The organism is Vibrio sp. 10N.286.48.F5, from assembly GCF_041469785.1.
Classification (GTDB): Bacteria; Pseudomonadota; Gammaproteobacteria; order Enterobacterales; family Vibrionaceae; genus Vibrio; species Vibrio crassostreae_C.
On sequence record NZ_JBFRLG010000020.1, the window covers coordinates 18,839 to 37,610 of the forward strand.

Annotated in this window: 14 protein-coding genes and 1 tRNA gene; 3 read left to right on the forward strand and 12 right to left on the reverse strand. The window is 45.0% G+C overall.

What is annotated here, in order from left to right:
- Positions 1–10 precede the first annotated feature (10 nt).
- The gene (gene rnr, locus AB4185_RS13055) at positions 11–2,512 is read right to left on the reverse strand and encodes a ribonuclease R (RefSeq protein WP_372135527.1); all 2,502 of its coding nucleotides are present in this window, start codon (positions 2,510–2,512) and stop codon (positions 11–13) included.
- Between the two features lie 247 nt (positions 2,513–2,759).
- Here rnr and AB4185_RS13060 point away from each other — a divergent pair, with 247 nt between their 5' ends.
- Positions 2,760–4,169, forward strand: coding sequence for an amidohydrolase (locus tag AB4185_RS13060; protein ID WP_372135528.1), 1,410 nt, complete (start codon positions 2,760–2,762; stop codon positions 4,167–4,169).
- Between the two features lie 128 nt (positions 4,170–4,297).
- Here AB4185_RS13060 and motX read toward each other — a convergent pair whose 3' ends face one another.
- Positions 4,298–4,933: a flagellar protein MotX gene (motX, locus tag AB4185_RS13065; protein WP_017063177.1), complete on the reverse strand. Its 636-nt coding sequence runs from the start codon at positions 4,931–4,933 to the stop codon at positions 4,298–4,300.
- A gap of 298 nt (positions 4,934–5,231) precedes the next feature.
- Positions 5,232–6,548, reverse strand: a complete 1,317-nt coding sequence (locus AB4185_RS13070) for an adenylosuccinate synthase (RefSeq protein WP_010434108.1) — start codon at positions 6,546–6,548, stop codon at positions 5,232–5,234.
- Positions 6,549–6,720: 172 nt separating this feature from the next.
- On the opposite strand from AB4185_RS13070, the gene AB4185_RS13075 reads away from it, so the two are divergent.
- The gene (locus AB4185_RS13075; protein WP_010434105.1) at positions 6,721–6,909 is read left to right on the forward strand and encodes a DUF2065 domain-containing protein; all 189 of its coding nucleotides are present in this window, start codon (positions 6,721–6,723) and stop codon (positions 6,907–6,909) included.
- Positions 6,910–7,081: 172 nt separating this feature from the next.
- On the opposite strand, the gene hflC is transcribed toward AB4185_RS13075, so the two are convergent.
- The 8 genes from hflC to tsaE form a co-directional block, all read right to left on the reverse strand.
- The gene (hflC, locus tag AB4185_RS13080; protein ID WP_017059930.1) at positions 7,082–8,059 is read right to left on the reverse strand and encodes a protease modulator HflC; all 978 of its coding nucleotides are present in this window, start codon (positions 8,057–8,059) and stop codon (positions 7,082–7,084) included.
- Between the two features lie 2 nt (positions 8,060–8,061).
- Positions 8,062–9,258 (reverse strand): FtsH protease activity modulator HflK, encoded by a 1,197-nt coding sequence (hflK, locus tag AB4185_RS13085; protein ID WP_372135529.1) that lies wholly within the window; start codon positions 9,256–9,258, stop codon positions 8,062–8,064.
- A gap of 27 nt (positions 9,259–9,285) precedes the next feature.
- Positions 9,286–10,593 carry a ribosome rescue GTPase HflX gene (gene hflX / locus AB4185_RS13090; protein WP_017059928.1) on the reverse strand — a complete coding sequence of 436 codons (1,308 nt, stop codon included), beginning with the start codon at positions 10,591–10,593 and terminating at the stop codon, positions 9,286–9,288.
- A 44-nt stretch (positions 10,594–10,637) separates the two neighbouring features.
- The gene (hfq, locus tag AB4185_RS13095) at positions 10,638–10,901 is read right to left on the reverse strand and encodes an RNA chaperone Hfq (protein ID WP_017059927.1); all 264 of its coding nucleotides are present in this window, start codon (positions 10,899–10,901) and stop codon (positions 10,638–10,640) included.
- Between the two features lie 193 nt (positions 10,902–11,094).
- Positions 11,095–12,027 carry a tRNA (adenosine(37)-N6)-dimethylallyltransferase MiaA gene (gene miaA, locus AB4185_RS13100; RefSeq protein ID WP_372135530.1) on the reverse strand — a complete coding sequence of 311 codons (933 nt, stop codon included), beginning with the start codon at positions 12,025–12,027 and terminating at the stop codon, positions 11,095–11,097.
- A gap of 97 nt (positions 12,028–12,124) precedes the next feature.
- A complete protein-coding gene (mutL, locus tag AB4185_RS13105; RefSeq protein WP_372135531.1) occupies positions 12,125–14,347 on the reverse strand; it encodes a DNA mismatch repair endonuclease MutL in 2,223 nt (740 codons plus the stop codon).
- Positions 14,348–14,449: 102 nt separating this feature from the next.
- Positions 14,450–16,165, reverse strand: a complete 1,716-nt coding sequence (locus AB4185_RS13110; RefSeq protein WP_102333443.1) for an N-acetylmuramoyl-L-alanine amidase — start codon at positions 16,163–16,165, stop codon at positions 14,450–14,452.
- Entirely contained in the window at positions 16,159–16,623 is a 465-nt protein-coding gene (gene tsaE / locus AB4185_RS13115; protein ID WP_017059923.1) for a tRNA (adenosine(37)-N6)-threonylcarbamoyltransferase complex ATPase subunit type 1 TsaE, read from the reverse strand. Before tsaE ends, AB4185_RS13110 begins: the two co-directional genes overlap by 7 nt.
- Positions 16,624–16,863: 240 nt before the next feature.
- On the opposite strand from tsaE, the gene queG reads away from it, so the two are divergent.
- A complete protein-coding gene (queG, locus tag AB4185_RS13120) occupies positions 16,864–18,042 on the forward strand; it encodes a tRNA epoxyqueuosine(34) reductase QueG (RefSeq protein ID WP_102333442.1) in 1,179 nt (392 codons plus the stop codon).
- A 613-nt stretch (positions 18,043–18,655) separates the two neighbouring features.
- Here the strand turns inward: queG and AB4185_RS13125 are convergent.
- A tRNA-Gly gene (locus AB4185_RS13125) sits at positions 18,656–18,731 on the reverse strand.
- Positions 18,732–18,772 lie beyond the last annotated feature (41 nt).

Here is an 18,772-nt window from a genome sequence, read left to right on the forward strand (position 1 = left end):
TCTATCAGCCTTAAGAGTTATCAGCCTTTGGCTTACGGCTTGCAGCACGCTTTTTCTTAGCGCGAGCTTTAGCAGCACCGGTTTTATTCGCTGGCTTTTTCTTCTTAGCAGGGCCTTCGCTGCTTCCGTCAGGTCGCTTAGTTGGCTCAACCATAGGCTTCGCTGATACACCTGGCTTATTACTCTTCACTGCTGAGCGCTTCTTGCTTTTCGCCTTTTTCATCGCTTCGGCTGCACGCTTCTTGGCTGTTTTGCCTTTGCCACGCGGCTGACGATCAGTGTCTTCTAAGTCAAAGTCGATTTGGCGAGTTTCTAAATTAACCGCAGAAACCTTCACTTTAACCGAATCACCCAAGCGGTAGATATTACCTGAGCTTTCACCCACTAGACGCTGACCAACAGCATCCAATTGGTAGTAATCATTCGCTAGCGCTGAGATGTGTACCAAGCCATCAATGTGCAGTTCAGTTAGACGAACAAAGAAGCCAAAACCAGTCACGTTGGCAATCACACCATCCATCACCTCACCGACATGGTCTTGCATGTATTCACACTTCAACCAGTCGTTTACTTCACGCGTTGCGTCATCAGCACGACGTTCAGTCATTGAACACTGCTCGCCGTAGAAGTCCATATCATCGAAAGTGTAGTGGTAACCACCAGTTGGCGTCCAACGTTCGCTGTTACGACCTTCTTCTTTCGCAATAAGGTACTTAATCGCACGGTGCAATAGCAAATCTGGGTAACGACGAATTGGCGAGGTAAAGTGAGCATAGCGTTTAAGAGCTAAACCAAAGTGACCCGCGTTATCCGCGTTGTATACCGCTTGCTTCATTGAGCGTAGCAGCATAGTTTGGATTAATTCACGATCTTCACGTTCATTAATCTGTTGCATCAGTTGTGCATAGTCTACTGGTGATGGCGACAGACCACCTTCCAGTGTTAAACCTAATTCACTTAAAAAGCTCTTGAAGCCCATTAAGCGCTCTTCGCCCGGAGTTTCGTGAACACGGTACAGCGCAGGCTCTTTCGCTTTTTCTACGTAAGATGCCGATGCGATATTCGCAAGAATCATACATTCTTCGATGATCTTGTGTGCATCGTTACGAATTACTGGCTCAATACGGTCAATCTTACGATCCGCATTGAAGATAAACTTAGTTTCTACCGTTTCAAATTCAATCGCACCACGTTCGTCACGCGTTTTCTTAAGCACCTTATACATCTTATGAAGCTCTTCAAGATGTGGTACTTCAGGTTCGTAACGCTCACGTAATTCTTCATTGCCATCTAAGATCGCGCCTACTTTGTTATAAGTAAGACGAGCATGAGAATTCATTACCGCTTCGTAGTGCTTGTAGCCTGACAGTTTACCTTTGTCTGAGATAGTCATCTCACACACCATACATAAACGGTCTACCTGAGGGTTCAATGAACACAAACCATTTGAAAGCACTTCTGGCAGCATTGGCACGACTTGTGACGGGAAGTATACCGAGTTACCACGGTTAATCGCTTCTTTGTCTAGCGCTGTATCTGGGCGAACGTAGTAACTTACGTCAGCAATCGCTACCCATAGACGCCAGCCGCCGCCTTTCTTCGCTTCACAGTAAACCGCATCATCGAAGTCACGCGCATCTTCACCATCAATGGTAACCAATGGCAGTTTACGCAGGTCTACACGTCCTTCTTTTGCTTCTTCAGGAACATGCTCACCTAGGTTTTCGATTTGCTTATCTACCGCTTCAGGCCACTCTTGTGGGATCTGGTGAGTACGGATCGCGATCTGCGTTTCCATACCCGGCGCCATGTTTTCACCAAGAACTTCGGTCACTTTACCCATCATGTTACGAGAACGACCACCACGATCCGTAATTTCAATCACAACCACATTACCCATTCGAGCACCGCCTTTATGCTCAGTAGGGATCTGGATGTCGTGACTAATACGCGAATCATCAGCAACCACGTAAGAATGGCCATATTCTAGGAAGAAGCGACCAACAAGTGGCGTTTTGCGCTCTTCAAGAACACGAACCAAACGACCTTCACGACGACCACGTTTACTGTTGTCAGTAGGCTGAACCAATACGTAATCACCGTGCATGATGGTTTTCATCTGATGATGCGGCAGCACGATATCATTGTCTTTACCCACACTGCCGTCTGGGCGAACCCAACCATGACCGTCTTTATGACCAATCACATAGCCTTTGATCAGTTCCATCTTCTCAGGCAATGCGTAGCACTGACGACGAGTAAAGATAAGCTGTCCATCACGCTCCATTGCACGCAAACGACGACGCAGCCCTTCATATTGTTCCTCTCCAGCAAGACCCAAAGCTTCGAATAGATCGTTGCGGTTCATCGGAATATTCGCGTCTGTTAGAAACGAAATAATGAACTCTCGGCTTGGTACTGGGTTATCGTAATTTTTCGACTCTCGGTCGGCAAAAGGATCAACAGTGGTTGTCGCTGTCGTATTTTCTGACGTTGGTGTGTTTTTTGACATAGGCGGGCCTGCTTAAGCAAGGAAGGTATATACCCCTAGTATATCTGATGCTAGGGGTAAGCTACAGATATGCTTTAGAAAACACTCAAATAACCTCAGATTGATACATATCTTCACTTTGTGAAACATCGCTTCATAGACGTGGATTATCATCAAAATTTCAAGCAAACGATAAAACAAACGTTTGCGCCATGAATGAAATACACTATTATCCACGCACTTTACCAACTCCTGTTCTGGGTATGATATGAAACTAAAACGCACTTTATTGGCTTCAACTATGGCGAGCCTAGCGCTGTTCCCATTCGCAAGTTCGGCAATGGAAAAGGCTGACCTGATGATTACCGATGCGATGGTTCTAACCATGAACCAAGACAAAACGGTTTATGAAAGCGGTACTGTTGTGGTCAAAGACAACAAAATCATTGCGGTTGGTGATGCTTCACTAGAGAAGCAGTACCAAGCTAAGCAAGTGTTAGACGTTGATGGCGATATCGTTATGCCAGGTCTCATCAATACCCATACTCATGTATCAATGACAGTTTTCCGTTCGTTAGCCGATGATGTGCCAGATCGCCTGCACCGTTACATCTTTCCGCTAGAGAAGAAGCTAGTATCGCGAGACATGGTACGCATTGGTGCCAACCTAGGTAACGTTGAAATGGTGAAAGGCGGTGTGACCACTTACGCCGACATGTACTACTTCGAAGATGAAGTCGCAAAAACCGTCGATAAGATCGGTATGCGTGCCATCCTAGGTGAAACGGTGATTAAGTTCCCTGTAGCCGATGCGGCCAACGCCGAAGAAGGCATTAAGTACGCGTTGAACTTCATTGAAGAATACAAAGATCACCCGCGAATCACACCAGCGTTTGCACCGCATGCGCCTTACACCAACACCACAGAGATCCTGCAGAAAATATCTAAGCTCTCCCTAGAGTTAGATGTTCCAGTAATGATTCACCTTGCAGAATCACACCGTGAAGAAGAGAAAATCGCAGAGCGTTCTGATGGATTGTCCCCGGTTCAATACATGGACAGCATTGGCGCACTCAACAAGAACTTGGTGGGTGCACACATGATCCTTGTTGACGATCATGATATCGAACTGGTGAAGAAATCGGATATGGGTGTAGCTCATAACATGAGTGCTAACATCAAGTCAGCAAAAGGTGTATCACCTGCCCTTAAGATGTATGACGAGAACGTGCGTATCGGTTTAGGTACTGATGGCCCAATGTCTGGTAACACACTGAGCACCATTGATGAGTTCAACCAAGTCGCTAAGGTTCACAAGTTAGTTAACAAAGATCGTGCTGCGATGCCGCCGATCAAAGTGATCGACATGGCGACCATGGGCGCAGCAAAAGCGCTGCACATGGAAGATAAGATCGGCTCTCTTGAAGCAGGCAAACTGGCTGACATCATAGTGATCGATACTAAGGCGCCAAATATGGTTCCGGTCTACAACCCATACTCAGCACTGGTGTACTCAGCTAACTCAGGCAATGTTCGTCATTCCATCGTTGATGGCAAGATCATCATGCAAGATCGCGACATGCTAACGGTAGACGAAGATAAGATCCGCCAAGAAGCACTCGATTTCACTAAGGTTGTTCGTGAAACGGTAATTGAGTCTGGTGAGGTTGTTCAATAAACTCGCAATCGAATAGCATGACCTCCTAAACGTAAAAAGCCCCGCACTAACTAAATTAGGCGGGGCTTTTTAAGTCTTGTTTCCTGTAACAATGAGTGCAGGGATCATTACAGGCTTCTTGCTCGGTATTACCAGAACACGTCTCGACGTTTTGCTCGAGCAATAATATTGTCTGGCATTCTCTGTTCCAGGCCGCTACGAAGCACAGTGATACGTCTGTGTTGTCTTTGGTCTGCGGTTACCGAATTATACAACCAACGGTAAGCATCTTCATAATCCAATGGGCTACCGTAGTCACGTAACAAGAGTTCCGCTAAGTGAATGCTCGCACTTAAGTTACCCATCGAGGCTGCTTCACGTAGATACGGAATCGCACGCTCTTGATCTTGTTGTACCAAAGTACCACGAGAGTAATAACGACCTAACTGCTCTAATGCAGCGGGTAAACCTTGATGTGCCGCGTTTTCCATATAGTAAAGGCCAAGCTCTACATCTTGTGGAACACACACACCCCAAGCCAACATATCACCGTATAAAAACTCATAAGAAGGCAAGCTAATACGCGTTGCACGAGCAACGATATCTTCAACTAACTGGCACTTATCAGCTTTCACTCGCTCTAGATGTTGATTATTTTCGATTAAATTAATCAGTTCAGCTTCTGTATATATTGGAACGGGCTCTCCCACATCAGCCAAATTAGCATGACTCAAGGGTGAGCTCAGCGCCATTATTAATGAAGCTGCCACAATTCGTAGCTTCATACCTGCACTCTATTATCTGTCGCTAAAGTTATCTATTGAGGGGTGCAGAGGATTTCTACACGCACAAAACAGGGTGAACTTCACTTTCCATGATATCTGTATCGGCAATAACCCCGACGGCTTTAGACAAAACTTGCCGCTAATGGGCAATATTTTGCCTGATGACGCTTAAAAGATCACCATCAAAGAGTGAACGGCTAAATTGCAGGTATTAAAAAGCCGACTTAATAAAGTCGGCTTTTAGAAAACTATTTTATTATCAAAGCACTGTTCGTGCCTGGTAATCACTCAGCAGGCATTATGCGCCGTATGGGTGAACCTTGATGATAGTTTCGTTACGATCTGGGCCAGTTGATACGATATCAATTGGAACGCCAGTTAGGTCTTCGATACGCTTGATGTAATCTAGAGCAGCTTGTGGAAGCGCGTCGATAGATTTAGCACCAAATGTGTTTTCAGACCAACCAGGCATTGTTTCGTAGATTGGCGTCGCTTCTTCGAATGACTCAGCAGCCATTGGAGAAACTTCTAGGATAGAACCATCTTTCATCTTGTAACCAGTACAGATTTTTAGTTCTTCTAGGCCATCTAGAACGTCTAGTTTAGTTAGACACATACCAGATAGAGAGTTGATTTGGATTGCACGACGCATAGCAACAGCATCAAACCAACCAGTACGACGTAGACGACCAGTTGTTGCGCCAAACTCGTGACCAACATCGCCTAGGTGTTTACCAACTGGGTCTTGCTTCTCAAGGCCATCGTATAGCTCAGTAGGGAATGGACCTGAACCAACACGAGTACAGTAAGCCTTAGTAATACCAAGGATGTAACCGATGTGACGAGGACCGAAACCAGAACCTGCAGCAACACCACCAGCAGTCGTGTTAGAAGACGTTACGTATGGGTAAGTACCGTGGTCGATATCTAGTAGCGTACCTTGAGCACCTTCGAACATGATCTTGTCGCCGCGCTTACGTGCTGCGTCTAGTTCGTCAGTTACGTCGATAACCATCGCAGTTAACATGTCTGCGTAGCTCATCGCTTGCTCAAGAACTTCTTCGTAGCTTACTGTTTCAGCTTTGTAGAAGTGCTCTAGTTGGAAGTTGTGGAATTCCATCACTTCTTTTAGCTTCTCAGCAAATGCTTCTTTATCGAAAAGGTCGCCAACGCGTAGACCGCGACGAGCAACTTTATCTTCGTAAGCAGGACCGATACCACGACCCGTTGTACCGATAGCTTTAGCGCCACGAGCGATTTCACGCGCGTTGTCGATTGCAATGTGGTACGGAAGAATTAGAGGACAAGCTTCAGAGATGAAAAGACGTTCACGTACTGGAATACCGCGATCTTCAAGAGGCTTCATTTCTTTTAGAAGTGCGTCAGGCGATAATACTACACCGTTACCAATAACACATTTAACGTTATTACGTAGGATGCCTGATGGAATTAAGTGAAGAACGGTTTTTTCACCGTCAATTACAAGTGTGTGACCTGCATTGTGACCGCCTTGGTAGCGAACCACGTATTTTGCATCTTCAGTTAAAAGGTCAACGATTTTACCTTTACCTTCATCACCCCATTGGGTGCCTAGAACGACTACGTTATTTCCCATCTTTCCAATTTCTGTTGCTAATTAAAAATGGATTCTAGCACTGAATCACACTTCTTGCAGTCACTTTTTGTTCATAAACGTTAACGCTGTACAAAAATAAACCAGCCATAACTGGGGGCAGATGTGTAAAGATACTGATATCATTGCTTTTTTACAGACAAAAGGCAGAACCATGTCTCAATCAATTTGGCTCGCTATTGGGCTCGTACTTATTGTGGAAGGGCTCGGCCCCTTGATTGCACCCAATGGCTGGAGAAACATGGTCGCGCAACTGAGCGAGCAACCAGACACGCAACTGCGCCGCATTGGAGGCTGTCTTGTGGTGGCTGGAGCGGTTATCGCTTTCATGACCTACCGCTAGGTTTCTATAAGTAGAACGCTGTTAAGCGCCTTCCCTCGCGCCCCAATAGTGAATCCACAAACATGTCTCCTCCTGAAAGAAGTCATAGAAAACAAAAAGGCTCCCACAATGGGAGCCTTTTAAGTTTTAACGTATTTTGCTTATTAAGCTAAGCATTCGCTAACGCATCAGCTTATTTTGCTGGAGCGCCGCTTGCTTGATTCATGTATTGGAAGAAGTCAGTCTTCGGATCCAGTACTAGAATGTCGCTCTTATCGCTAAATGATGTCTCATAAGCTTGCAATGAACGCATGAAGCCGTAGAACTCAGGATCTTTGCTGAACGCATCAGAGTAGATCTTCGCTGCTTCTGCATCCGCATCACCACGAGTGATTCGAGCTGTACGGTCAGCTTCAGCAAGAACTGTTGCCACTTCTAGCTCAGCTTGAGCACGGATAACTTCCGCTTTCTCACGACCTTGAGAACGGTGTCTACGAGCAACCGATTCACGTTCTGCACGCATACGGCGGTAGATAGATTCACTGATTTCGTCAGGAAGGTTAATCTTCTTCATACGAAAATCAACAACTTCAACACCTAAATCAGCCATCGCACTTTCTGCCGTTCCAGACAAAACGTTTTCCATGATCTTATCGCGTTCGCCATCAACTTCTAGTGCTTCTGCAGCCGCTACCGTTGTGACGACTTCGCTATCAGCAGAGTCTGGCAGGATGTCCTTGTTGCGAGGGCCTGACACGATCTGCTTAATTTCACGAGAACCAATTTCAGAACGAAGAACATCTGTCACTTTACGCTCAAGAAGTGCTTCTGCCGTCATGATATTACCGCCACCGGTACTCAGATAGAAACGTCCAAAATCAGCAATACGCCATTTTGCGTAAGTATCAATTAGAACGTCTTTTTTCTCTGATGTTACGAAACGGTCAGAACGGCCATCCATCGTTTGAATACGAGCATCAAGTACTTTTACGCGATCAAACATCGGTAGTTTAAAGTGCAGACCTGGTTCATAGATTCGTGATACGCCGTTGTCATCGAGAACTCGACCAAAACGAATTACCATGCCACGCTCACCTTCTTGAATCACAAACACTGACATCAATAGAAGGGCAATCGTCACAACTAATACAGGGATCATTAATTTACGCATTATTAGTATCTCCCTTGGCGTGAACTGTCTGAACGAGTTTGAGTGCTAGGCTTTGGATCCGCTTGAGTTTCTAACTCAATTTGATCGTAAGTTGATGATGCTTTTGCAGGGCGAGAGCCCGACTGAGAACCACCTTGTGCGCCTAGCTTATCAATTGGTAGGTATAGCAAGTTACCGCTTGATTCAGAATCAATCAGGACTTTCGATGTGCTTGAGTACACTTTTTCCATTGTATCTAGGTACATACGGTTACGTGTTACTTCAGGAGCAGCTTGGTATTCAGGTAGCAGTTTCTCGAATTGAGCAACTTGACCTAGAGCACCATTAACTGTGCGCTCTGAGTAACCCACCGCTTCTTTCTTCAAACGCTCAGCACGACCTGTTGCTTTTGGAAGAATGTCATTTCGGTAAGCTTCAGCTTCACGTTCAAAACGCTCTTCATCCTCACGAGCCGCGATAGCATCATCAAATGCATCTTTCACTTGCTCAGGTGGACGTGCTGACTGGAAGTTCACATCAACAATCAGAATACCCATATCGTAGCTATCAATAATACGGTTCAACGTTTCTTGAGTGCTTTGACGAATCTGCTGACGACCACTTGTCAGGATACTATCCATTAGTGAGTCACCAATTACCGCACGAAGCGCGGAATCGGTTGCTTGACGTAAACTGTCGTCTGCATTCGTTACACGATACAAGTACTTGTATGGGTCAGAAACACGGTATTGAACACCCATTTCAACGGTCACAACGTTTTCATCTTTCGTTAGCATCGTGCCAGCAGCACGTAGAGAACGAATCGCTTGAACGTTTACTAGTTGCTCATCACTGATTTCATCGATGAAGCGCGGGTGCCAGTTAAGACCAGGTTCTTCTATACGGTCGAACTGACCCAGTCGAAGTACTACTGCTCTTTCTGCTTCGCCAACGGTGTAGAAACCAGCGAAGAACCAGATAGCAATAGCAATAACGGCAATGACACCAAAGCCAATTGCACCGCCACCACCAATAGATGGCCCGTTACCACCCTTTTTACCAAACTTGCCACCTAACTTTTGACTTAGTTTATTAAACACTTCGTCTAGATCTGGCGGTCCTTGATCTCGGCCGCCGCGATTATTTTTATTACCCCAAGGGTCATTATCGCGGCCGTTATTATCGCCGTTGTTGTTATTTCCAGGCTCATTCCACGCCATTAGAAAGCTCCATCATTTGATATGACGTTATACTGTAGCAGTCTCTTTGGTAACGATAAAGTCACCTAAGAGCGCCCCTTCTCTTTTTTCAAGTTTAGACCAATCTATTTGTTGCATTCGGATATCTATCAACAAGTTACCATTTTCATCATACTCTTCCTGTTGAATACATTTCATCTCGAAGAATAAGCTGCGAATGCGACCCTGATGTTGATGTGGAATACACAACCGGAATTGAACCATCTGGCTAGCTAAACGCTCAGTTAAAGCTTCAAACAGTAGCTCAATACCTTCTCCTTCCATTGCAGAAACCCAAACAGCGCGAGGTGCGCCCTCTTCGTCTCTTTCAATTCGAGGTTTTTGGTCTTCCATGCAGTCAATTTTGTTCATGACTACAAGGGTTGGCACTTCATGAGCATCGATTTCTTCTAATACTTCATGAACAGCCTGAATGTTCTCACGAAAACGGTCATCACTGGCATCAACAACATGTAACAAAATGTCAGCTTCCTGCGTCTCTTGTAATGTTGCCTTGAACGCAGCGACCAAGTCGTGTGGTAGATGACGGATAAAACCTACGGTATCTGCGAGAATTGCAGGCCCGACATCTGCCAAATCAATCTTACGTAGTGTTGGGTCTAGGGTTGCAAACAGTTGGTCTGCCGCATAAACACCAGCACTTGTGATGCGATTGAAAAGTGTTGATTTCCCTGCGTTGGTATAACCAACCAAAGAAATTGTTGGGATTTCAGCTCGATTACGAGCACGTCGTCCTTGTTCACGCTGTTTAGCAACTTTCGCTAAACGACGTAGTATTGCCTTTATACGGTCACGCAACAAACGTCGATCGGTTTCCAGTTGAGTTTCACCTGGACCACGAAGACCAATACCACCTTTCTGCCTTTCAAGGTGAGTCCAACCACGAATCAGTCGAGTAGAGATATGACGAAGCTGAGCGAGCTCAACTTGTAGCTTACCTTCATGAGTTCGCGCACGTTGTGCAAAAATATCTAAGATCAAACCCGTGCGATCAATCACACGACATTTACACAATTGCTCGAGGTTGCGCTCTTGGGCAGGAGAGAGGGAGTGGTTAAAAATCACAATTTCAGCACCGGTTAGCTGAACAGCTTGTGCGATTTCTAGGGCTTTACCTTCTCCAACGTAGTATTTAGGGAGTGGGGATTGTCGGCTACCAGTAATCACTTGTAGCGTTTCTACCCCCGCTGAGGAGACCAGCATTTCACATTCACTTAGGTCTTCCCACTCTCCCTCTTGCGTGAAGTTGATATGAACAAGTACGGCTCGCTCGCCGGATTCATAACGGTCAAACAAGCAACCAACTCCTTATTACAGCGTAAGCTGTATCAATTGAACGATTAATCTTCAGTCTTCTCTGGACGATCAGATGGCGTGCGTTGCTCGCCGCTGTGGTGACTAACTGCACGTGCAGGTACCACAGTAGAAATGGCATGCTTGTAAACCATTTGGTTTACTGTGTTCTTCAATAAGATCACGAATTGATCGAAAGACTCGATCTGACCTTGCAGCTTAATGCCGTTGACAAGATAGATAGAGACTGGAATGCGCTCACGACGGAGTGCATTTAGGAATGGGTCTTGTAGCGATTGCCCCTTAGCCATTTTATTTTCCTTATTTGTATTTTGTTGTAATTATTTAGCTAGTGGTGCACAAAAAGGTGCGGCCTTTGCATCTGAGCTAAATGAATAAAAAAACTCCGTTGTTATTGAAAGGCTGTGATTTTTTAAAAGCCTCAATAACGGATCCTTTCCAGAGTATATTCACGCAAAAGCGATCACATTATACACAGCAATACTAATCAGATGCTATTGCATCTGAAAGAGTTTCTAACGCTTGATCAATGTTTTCGCTATCTAACCAAGTTAAATCATCCCAACTGCGCAACCAGGTGATTTGTCGCTTGGCCAACTGACGGGTTGCACAAACACCACGGAAAACCGCTTCGTCTAAATCACAATTACCGTCTAAATAATCCCACATCTGCCTATAACCAACGCATCGGATCGATGGCAGTTCAGGATGAAGATCTTCTCTGGCGTGCAACGCCTTCATTTCCTCTTCAAATCCTGCTTCTATCATCTTCTCGAAACGCAGCTCAATGCGGCGATGGAGTTCAGTCCTTTCCTTGGGAGCTATTGCAAATTGTTTTACACGAAATGGCAGGCTATCGCCTTTCGTTTGAGTTAGCTCTGTTAATGTTTTACCCGAAATTCGGTAAACTTCCAATGCCCTTGAAAGCCTTTGTGGATCATTTGGGTGTATTCTTTCAGCGGATACGGGATCTATCTCTCTTAATTGATCGTGCAATGCCTGCCAACCTTGTTCGATAGATTCCGCTTCAATCTGCTTACGAATCTCTTGATCCGCGGCTGGTAATGGCGATAAACCTTCCAACAATGCTTTGTAGTACAGCATTGTGCCACCAACAAGTAACGGGATTTTGCCTTCCGCTACAATCTTATTCATTTCATTGATCGCATCACGACGAAAATCTGCCGCAGAATACGCTTCGCTTGGATCCAAAATATCAATCAAGCGATGAGGCGCGAGCTCAAGCTCTTCCGCATCCGGTTTAGCGGTACCAATATCCATGTCTTTGTAGATCAATGCCGAATCGACGCTGATGATCTCTACAGGGTATTTCTGACGTAAGCGGATAGCTAAATCTGTTTTTCCTGACGCCGTTGGGCCCATTAAAAACAACGCTAAAGGTAATTTTTCAGTCATGATATTTTGTATTTGCTTCTCTGTTTTAGCGCTTTTTAGCAAAGGGCTTTGTGTCGCGACGTATTCAGCTAAAAAGACAAAGGTCGTCGCGAAAAAATTAAACCGTAAACGCGGCTATAGTCGCTGAAAAGTCGATAGGATTAACAAACTCTGGATCATCTAATGGAAGTAGACCATGCCAAAGTTGTTCTAGTTCCCCAACTAGTTGAACCGCTTCAGATAAAGTGTAGTCGCTTTTTACTTGTGCGGTTTGAATCCCGATCCAGTTAACCAAAGCTGACAACATGTCATTAGGTTGCTTCACTGCACCCTGGGCATTTATTGAAGCCGCGTAAGATAACAGATCTGGGATCAAAATTTGTAAGTTTTGCTGCCTTAAAGGAGAAGGCACGCCCATCACCATTACCGCCTCGCTGTTTCGCGCCTTAAGCTCAATCCCCAGTAATGCCAGAGTTTGACTCAGCGCCTTAGCAACTTCGACAAGTTCACTACCCAGCTTAATCGATAAAGGCACCAATAGTGGTTGGCTTTTTAACGCACCACCTCGAGTATCAAGCTGACCAACAACACGCAATAACTCAGCCTTAGCCAAGGAAACCAGCACACTGCCGTTCTTATTGCCCATTACCAGATACTGACGTTCCACAATCGAGACCGCTTTGCCCAAGTCCGTTACAGGTGCTCTTGGCTTTAAATGAACAGGATTCTGTTGAGCAGGCTTAGCTTCTTTATTTTCTTTATTTTCTTTATTTTCTTTATTTTCTAAGTTGTCTCTGGTTTCTACTGATGCCACATGCTCTTGAGAAAGTGAAGGCTGTACAACTTGCTCATCAAAATCTGGCGTTTTCAGAAGCTCTTTATAGGCTTTCACTTCTCGCTTAGATGGCGCGGGTTCACCATGATGTTGGTGTGGCTCTTTCTCTTTTCTCGGAACAGGTCGAGACTCTATCCACTCTTGGCGAGAGGAACCGGTAAAACTGCTGTCACTAGTAGCCGAGCTTCGGCCAGCTAATGAACTTGGACTGGTTGATGAGCTTGGGCTAATTGATGAAACATAGTGTCGCCCACCATCATTAACGCTGTGTTGAGGCTTATCAAAAGCGTGCTCTGATTCTGCTTTTCTCGGGTAGGCAGGCGTTTGCTCAATAGCGTGTCGCACCCTATCCGAAACTTGGGTTTGATCCGAACTGCTAGGCATTACGCTTTCTGGCTCAGCGAAACTTGCAACACCATCAACTGCAGAGCTTGTACTATCTTGCTGATGATGAATCACTTCTGACTGATGAAAAGCCGACTGATTGATTGGTGCAGCATCGATCTGCTTGCTCTGCGCTAAACCATCGCTCAATGCTTGGTAAATAAAGTCATGCACAAGGCGCGCTTGATGAAAACGCACTTCATGTTTTGCAGGGTGGACATTCACGTCCACCTGATGTGGGTCGAGTTCAATGAACAACACATACGTCGCGAATTGGTCTGGACGCAGGCTGGTTTCGTAGCTTTGACGAATCGCATGATTGATCAGCTTGTCACGCATCATACGACCATTCACATAGCAGTATTGCAGGTCGCTTTGTTGTCTTGCTCCTTCTGGCGTGGTGATCCAGCCATGAAGTTTTAGGCCTTGATGCTCAAGTTCGATCTTAAGCATATGACGAACAAAAGGATTGCCACATACCGCAGCGATGCGCTTTTCTGCTTGAACTTGTGTTTTTGCAGCGCGGTACTGACGAATCATCTTGCCGTTATGACGAAGGTTGATCGTCACATCAAAACGACTCAATGCGATGCGTTTAAGCAACTCATCAATATGGGTGAATTCAGTTTTCTCGGTGCGTAAGAATTTGCGGCGTGCTGGCGTATTAAAGAACAGGTCCAACACCTCAACCGAAGTGCCAATAGGATGCGCCGCAGGCTGCAGTTTCACCTGCATATCACGGCCTTCACTGTGTGCTGCCCAAGCTTGATCTTGAGTGGCAGGGCGTGACGTCATGGTTAAGCGCGCAACCGAGCTAATACTCGCCAGCGCTTCACCACGGAAACCGAGGCTGACGATCGCCTCTAGGTCATCAAGAGTGTGGATTTTGGAGGTAGCATGACGACTCAGTGCCAAGGCAAGCTCATCTTTTACGATGCCCTTACCATTGTCACGAACGCGGATCATCTTGGCGCCACCTTTCTCGATATCAATATCGATACGAGTGGCACCCGAATCCAAACTGTTCTCAACCAACTCTTTTACAACAGAAGCGGGTCTTTCTACCACCTCACCCGCTGCGATTTGGTTAGCTAACCGAGCTGGCAGTATTTTGATCGTCATATTAATTGCTACCTTACTGCCATTGATGGAAACGCTGTTACGTTTGCACTAGTTCTTCTTTTTTAACATTGATATACCTGAAGCCGCTTAGTATTCCCAAGGCTACTTGTGAGGAATAATCAACACTTGGCCGATAGCCAGGCTGTCAGATTTTAACTTATTCGCTTGGCGAATGCTGTTGACGCTCACGCCGTATTTCGAAGCTATCTTGCCAAGGTAATCACCTCTTGCAACTTTGTGTTTGCGCAGAGGAACATCTTTAACTTCAACCGTAATACGTAACTTTTGGCCTACTCTCACCGTCTCTGATTTCAAACGGTTCTCACGTTTAATATCAGCCACCGACACTTTATAGCGGCTGGCGATCTTACCTAGGTACTCTCCAGACTTAACCGTGTGAGTGATGGTCTTCGTTTTAACCGCACTGCTTGATGATGAAGTTGAAGCACTGCCTGGAATCTTAAGTACTTGGCCAATTGCTAGGCTGCTCGATTTCAGATTGTTGAACTTCATCAACGTCTGTGTCGACGTACCATACTTGCTCGCAATCACAGACAAAGACTCACCACGAGAGACTTTATGTTGGCTCACGCTGCCCGTTGATGACGTTGCGTTAGACAAGATAATCCCTTCAGGCGGGTTAGCCTTCAAATACTTAACCACCGCTTTAGTCACTGCTCGTGCCAATTTATCTTGGTGCGAACGTTGGAAAAGAAGCTTCTCTTCCGTCGGATTCGAAATAAAACCTGTCTCTACCAGTACTGATGGGATCTGTGGTGAACGTAATACTGCTAAGCTGGTGTTAATCGGCTTGCTATTGTGCAGTTTCGCAACCTTACCCATTTCAGACAGAATTGCCGTTGCCAGTTTGTAGCCCTCTTTTTGAGAGTGGCTAAACTGCAAATCAAGCAGGGTTTGGTTTACGTTCTTATCATCAATATTGCTTGTGAACGCTGCACCGCTACCACCAAGCAATTCAGACTGTTTCTCTTTATTCTCAATCCAACGAGAGATCTCTGTATTTGCGCGTCGAGTGTTCAATACAAACACTGAACCACCTCTTGGTTGAGGCGTCGTAAAGGCGTCGGCGTGAATAGAGATCAACAGGTGAGCTTCATTCTCTCGAGCAATCGCAACACGTCGATTCAGGTTCACAAAGTAATCAGCATTACGAGTCATACGAGTTTTGATCCCCGGGACCGCATTCAGTTGAGCTGCTAACTTCTTAGAAATACTCAGAGTCGCGTTTTTTTCGTATTTACGCGTAGGACCAATCGAACCTGGGTCTTCACCACCGTGGCCAGGATCAATCACAATTAGAATATCTTTCTGGCGCTTAACCTGATTAATGTTCTTACTTACCGTTGGCTTACTCGGTGTCGATGTCGCTTTACTTGCCGCACCATGAGGTAAGTCGATCACCAAACGGTGTCCATACTGACCACCTGGGGTCGGGCTCAGTTTGAATAATTCTGCTTTAGACGACTTCTTTAACTCAAAAACCAAGCGATAGGTGTTTTTGTCTGGCGGTGAGCTCTTACGAATCTTAGATAGAACAGGGCTGTCTTTCACCTCGACCGGTAACTTAGTCGCAAGACTGGTATTTTTTAAATCAACCACTAAGCGACTCGGGCTACTCAGGGTGAAATAGCTAAAGTCCGCTTCTGATTTTAAGTCGATAACCACACGAGTTTCTTCTGGAGAAGGCCAAACCCTTAAACTTTTCAGTGAGTTTGCAGAAACAAGTGAAGAAAACAGTATAGAAAAAACAGCAGCCATCATGGCCACTGTTGAAATAAGGCGTTTAGAAATCAACATAACTCCAACTGACTAAGTAAGCGCTGTCCGTATTCACTATTAGCGGTTAAAGAAACAACACGGTGATCGTCTTGGTAACGAATATCAATATCCAAATCGGCTTCTGGTAGCATCCCATAACCTTTCTCAGGCCACTCAACCAAACAGATAGCATCCGGCGTAAAATAGTCACGAATTCCCATAAACTCTAACTCTTCAGGATCTGCTAGGCGATAAAGGTCAAAGTGGTACACCTGCCAATCTGCAAGTTGATAAGGTTCAACTAGAGTATACGTTGGGCTTTTTACATTTCCTTGATGGCCAAGTGCTTTTACAAAGCCACGACTGAAAGTCGTTTTACCTGCGCCAAGATCACCATGCAGATAAATAGTCGTCTGCTGTGAGCAAAGATTAGAAAGCTCCGTTCCTAATTGAATCGTTGCTTGTTCATCTTTCAAAGTAAATTGTTTCGTGCTCATGAATACGTTCTCTAAAAATCGATCGTTGACTATATAAAAATCAAAAGAACAAGAATAGTAAACCGTGATGCTTTTGGGAGACAAGCACTCAAGTGTAAGTTCTATGAAAAATACTGATCAAAACGCGTCTGTTCTGGTCAACACCACTAAGATCCGTTAAGATCCGCCCCCATTTTTGCCGAACCTAATTTTAATTAGCCTTATCTCTAATTGTAAAACAGAGAAAATAAGAAATAAGCCATGAATCTAGACCATCTTGCTGAAAAAATTAAAATCTGGGGAAAAGAGCTGGGCTTTCAAAAAGTTGGCATCTGCGATGTTGATTTAAGTGAACACGAAGCCCCTCTTCAAGCATGGCTAGATGCAGGCAACCACGGCGAAATGGATTGGATGGCTCGACATGGGATGATGCGTGCACGTCCTGATGAACTTCACCCAGGCACAATTCGAGTGATCAGCGCTCGAATGAACTACCTACCACCAGAAGCTCAGTTCGCCTCTAACCTAAGCGATACCACTCAAGGCTACATCAGCCGCTATTCTTTAGGCCGCGACTATCACAAATTGTTCCGTAACCAGTTGAAAAAGCTAGGACAAAGAATTGAAAAAGAGGTCGAGGGTTTAGACTCACGCCCTTTCGTCGATTCAGCGCCCATTTTGGAAAGACCACTCGCTCAAAAAGCAGGGTTGGGCTGGACAGGTAAACACTCATTAATTCTTGATAAAGACGCTGGCTCTTGGTTCTTTCTAGGGGAGCTGTTAGTTAACATCCCTCTTCCCACGGATGAACCCAGTGTTGATGAGTGCGGCAAATGCACCGCATGTATCACTTCTTGCCCAACGGGTGCCATTATTGCTGATGGCGTAGTGGATGCTCGCAAATGTATCTCGTACTTAACCATTGAATATGATGGTGTGATCCCTGAAGAGTATAGAGATGCCATTGGTAACCGTATTTACGGTTGTGATGATTGTCAGTTAGTTTGCCCATGGAACCGTCATGCCGAACTTACAGAACAAACCGACTTTCACCGCAGAGAAGATTTCCAAGAAGCCGATCTGGTTTCACTTTCAAGTTGGGACGAAGCAACCTTCCTAAAGAAAATGGAAGGCTCAGCAATCAGACGTATCGGCCACACCCAGTGGTTACGCAATATCTTTGTTGCGATGGGCAATGCACCATTTCAACAACGCATTATTGAAACCCTGGAGTCTCATCAAGGCAAAAACGAAATGCTTGATGTGCATATTGAGTGGGCTTTGAATAAACAACTACAGCAGTTACCCAACGCTAGCAGTGCGCAAGAAGATAGCTCTACGCAGAAAAATAGCTGTGTGCAAAAAAGTAACAGCAAAATCTCCACCAAAAAGCACAGACTGATACGTATAGTAGAGAAAGGACTACCAAGAGACGCTTAACGCTTTATATACCAATATATGGCAAGCGAGCCCCCACTAACAGTCCAACATTTAAGACAACTCGTTGCACATAATTTTAGAACAATGTTTGACCTTGTTCTCAATTCTAACAATGTGGAAAAAATTCAGAACTCTCGTAAACTTCCGACACCCGAGCAAAGTTAAACACAGTACCGATAAATGATTAAGATCAAAAAACAACAAGTTAACGATCTTTTATTAAATCCAAGATAGGCATCCAACTTGATAAAAAACAACAAGTTACGATCGCTGCAATTCATCTAATATATTGAAAACAAGAAAGATCTTTTAGGGATAGGTAAAGAATTAAGCCTGAAACAACTTTATCAACCAAGTTATCCACACCTAACATTTTGTGGATAAGTCTGTTTATAGATGTGAAAAACCTCAAGTGTCTGCTTCAGAGACCTGATATTTACTAGCATTCCAGTTGCTAAGAAAAATTTAAGACAAAAAAATATCCACCATGATGGAGGATTATTTGCTTTTTTGGGGGGATTATGCTTCGCAGCATTAAAGAAAGAGCGTGACCTTTGTGGTCGCCTTTAAACACAGAGGTTTAAAGTACTTATTAGCTTTTTTAGAAGAAAGCTGGAGCGATACATCGGGTTCGAACCGATGACCTCAACCTTGGCAAGGTTGCGCTCTACCAACTGAGCTAGTATCGCATAAGTTAACCGCTATCGCGTTTAACTGTAATGTGGTTGCG

What these genes read in the sequence shown, in the direction of transcription:
- rnr (WP_372135527.1), bottom strand. Translation starts at nt 2,512, where the DNA reads ATGTCAAAAAACACACCAACGTCAGAAAATACGACAGCGACAACCACT.
- AB4185_RS13060 (WP_372135528.1), top strand. Translation starts at nt 2,760, where the DNA reads ATGAAACTAAAACGCACTTTATTGGCTTCAACTATGGCGAGCCTAGCG.
- motX (WP_017063177.1), bottom strand. Translation starts at nt 4,933, where the DNA reads ATGAAGCTACGAATTGTGGCAGCTTCATTAATAATGGCGCTGAGCTCA.
- AB4185_RS13070 (WP_010434108.1), bottom strand. Translation starts at nt 6,548, where the DNA reads ATGGGAAATAACGTAGTCGTTCTAGGCACCCAATGGGGTGATGAAGGT.
- AB4185_RS13075 (WP_010434105.1), top strand. Translation starts at nt 6,721, where the DNA reads ATGTCTCAATCAATTTGGCTCGCTATTGGGCTCGTACTTATTGTGGAA.
- hflC (WP_017059930.1), bottom strand. Translation starts at nt 8,059, where the DNA reads ATGCGTAAATTAATGATCCCTGTATTAGTTGTGACGATTGCCCTTCTA.
- hflK (WP_372135529.1), bottom strand. Translation starts at nt 9,258, where the DNA reads ATGGCGTGGAATGAGCCTGGAAATAACAACAACGGCGATAATAACGGC.
- hfq (WP_017059927.1), bottom strand. Translation starts at nt 10,901, where the DNA reads ATGGCTAAGGGGCAATCGCTACAAGACCCATTCCTAAATGCACTCCGT.
- miaA (WP_372135530.1), bottom strand. Translation starts at nt 12,027, where the DNA reads ATGACTGAAAAATTACCTTTAGCGTTGTTTTTAATGGGCCCAACGGCG.
- mutL (WP_372135531.1), bottom strand. Translation starts at nt 14,347, where the DNA reads ATGACGATCAAAATACTGCCAGCTCGGTTAGCTAACCAAATCGCAGCG.
- AB4185_RS13110 (WP_102333443.1), bottom strand. Translation starts at nt 16,165, where the DNA reads ATGTTGATTTCTAAACGCCTTATTTCAACAGTGGCCATGATGGCTGCT.
- tsaE (WP_017059923.1), bottom strand. Translation starts at nt 16,623, where the DNA reads ATGAGCACGAAACAATTTACTTTGAAAGATGAACAAGCAACGATTCAA.
- queG (WP_102333442.1), top strand. Translation starts at nt 16,864, where the DNA reads ATGAATCTAGACCATCTTGCTGAAAAAATTAAAATCTGGGGAAAAGAG.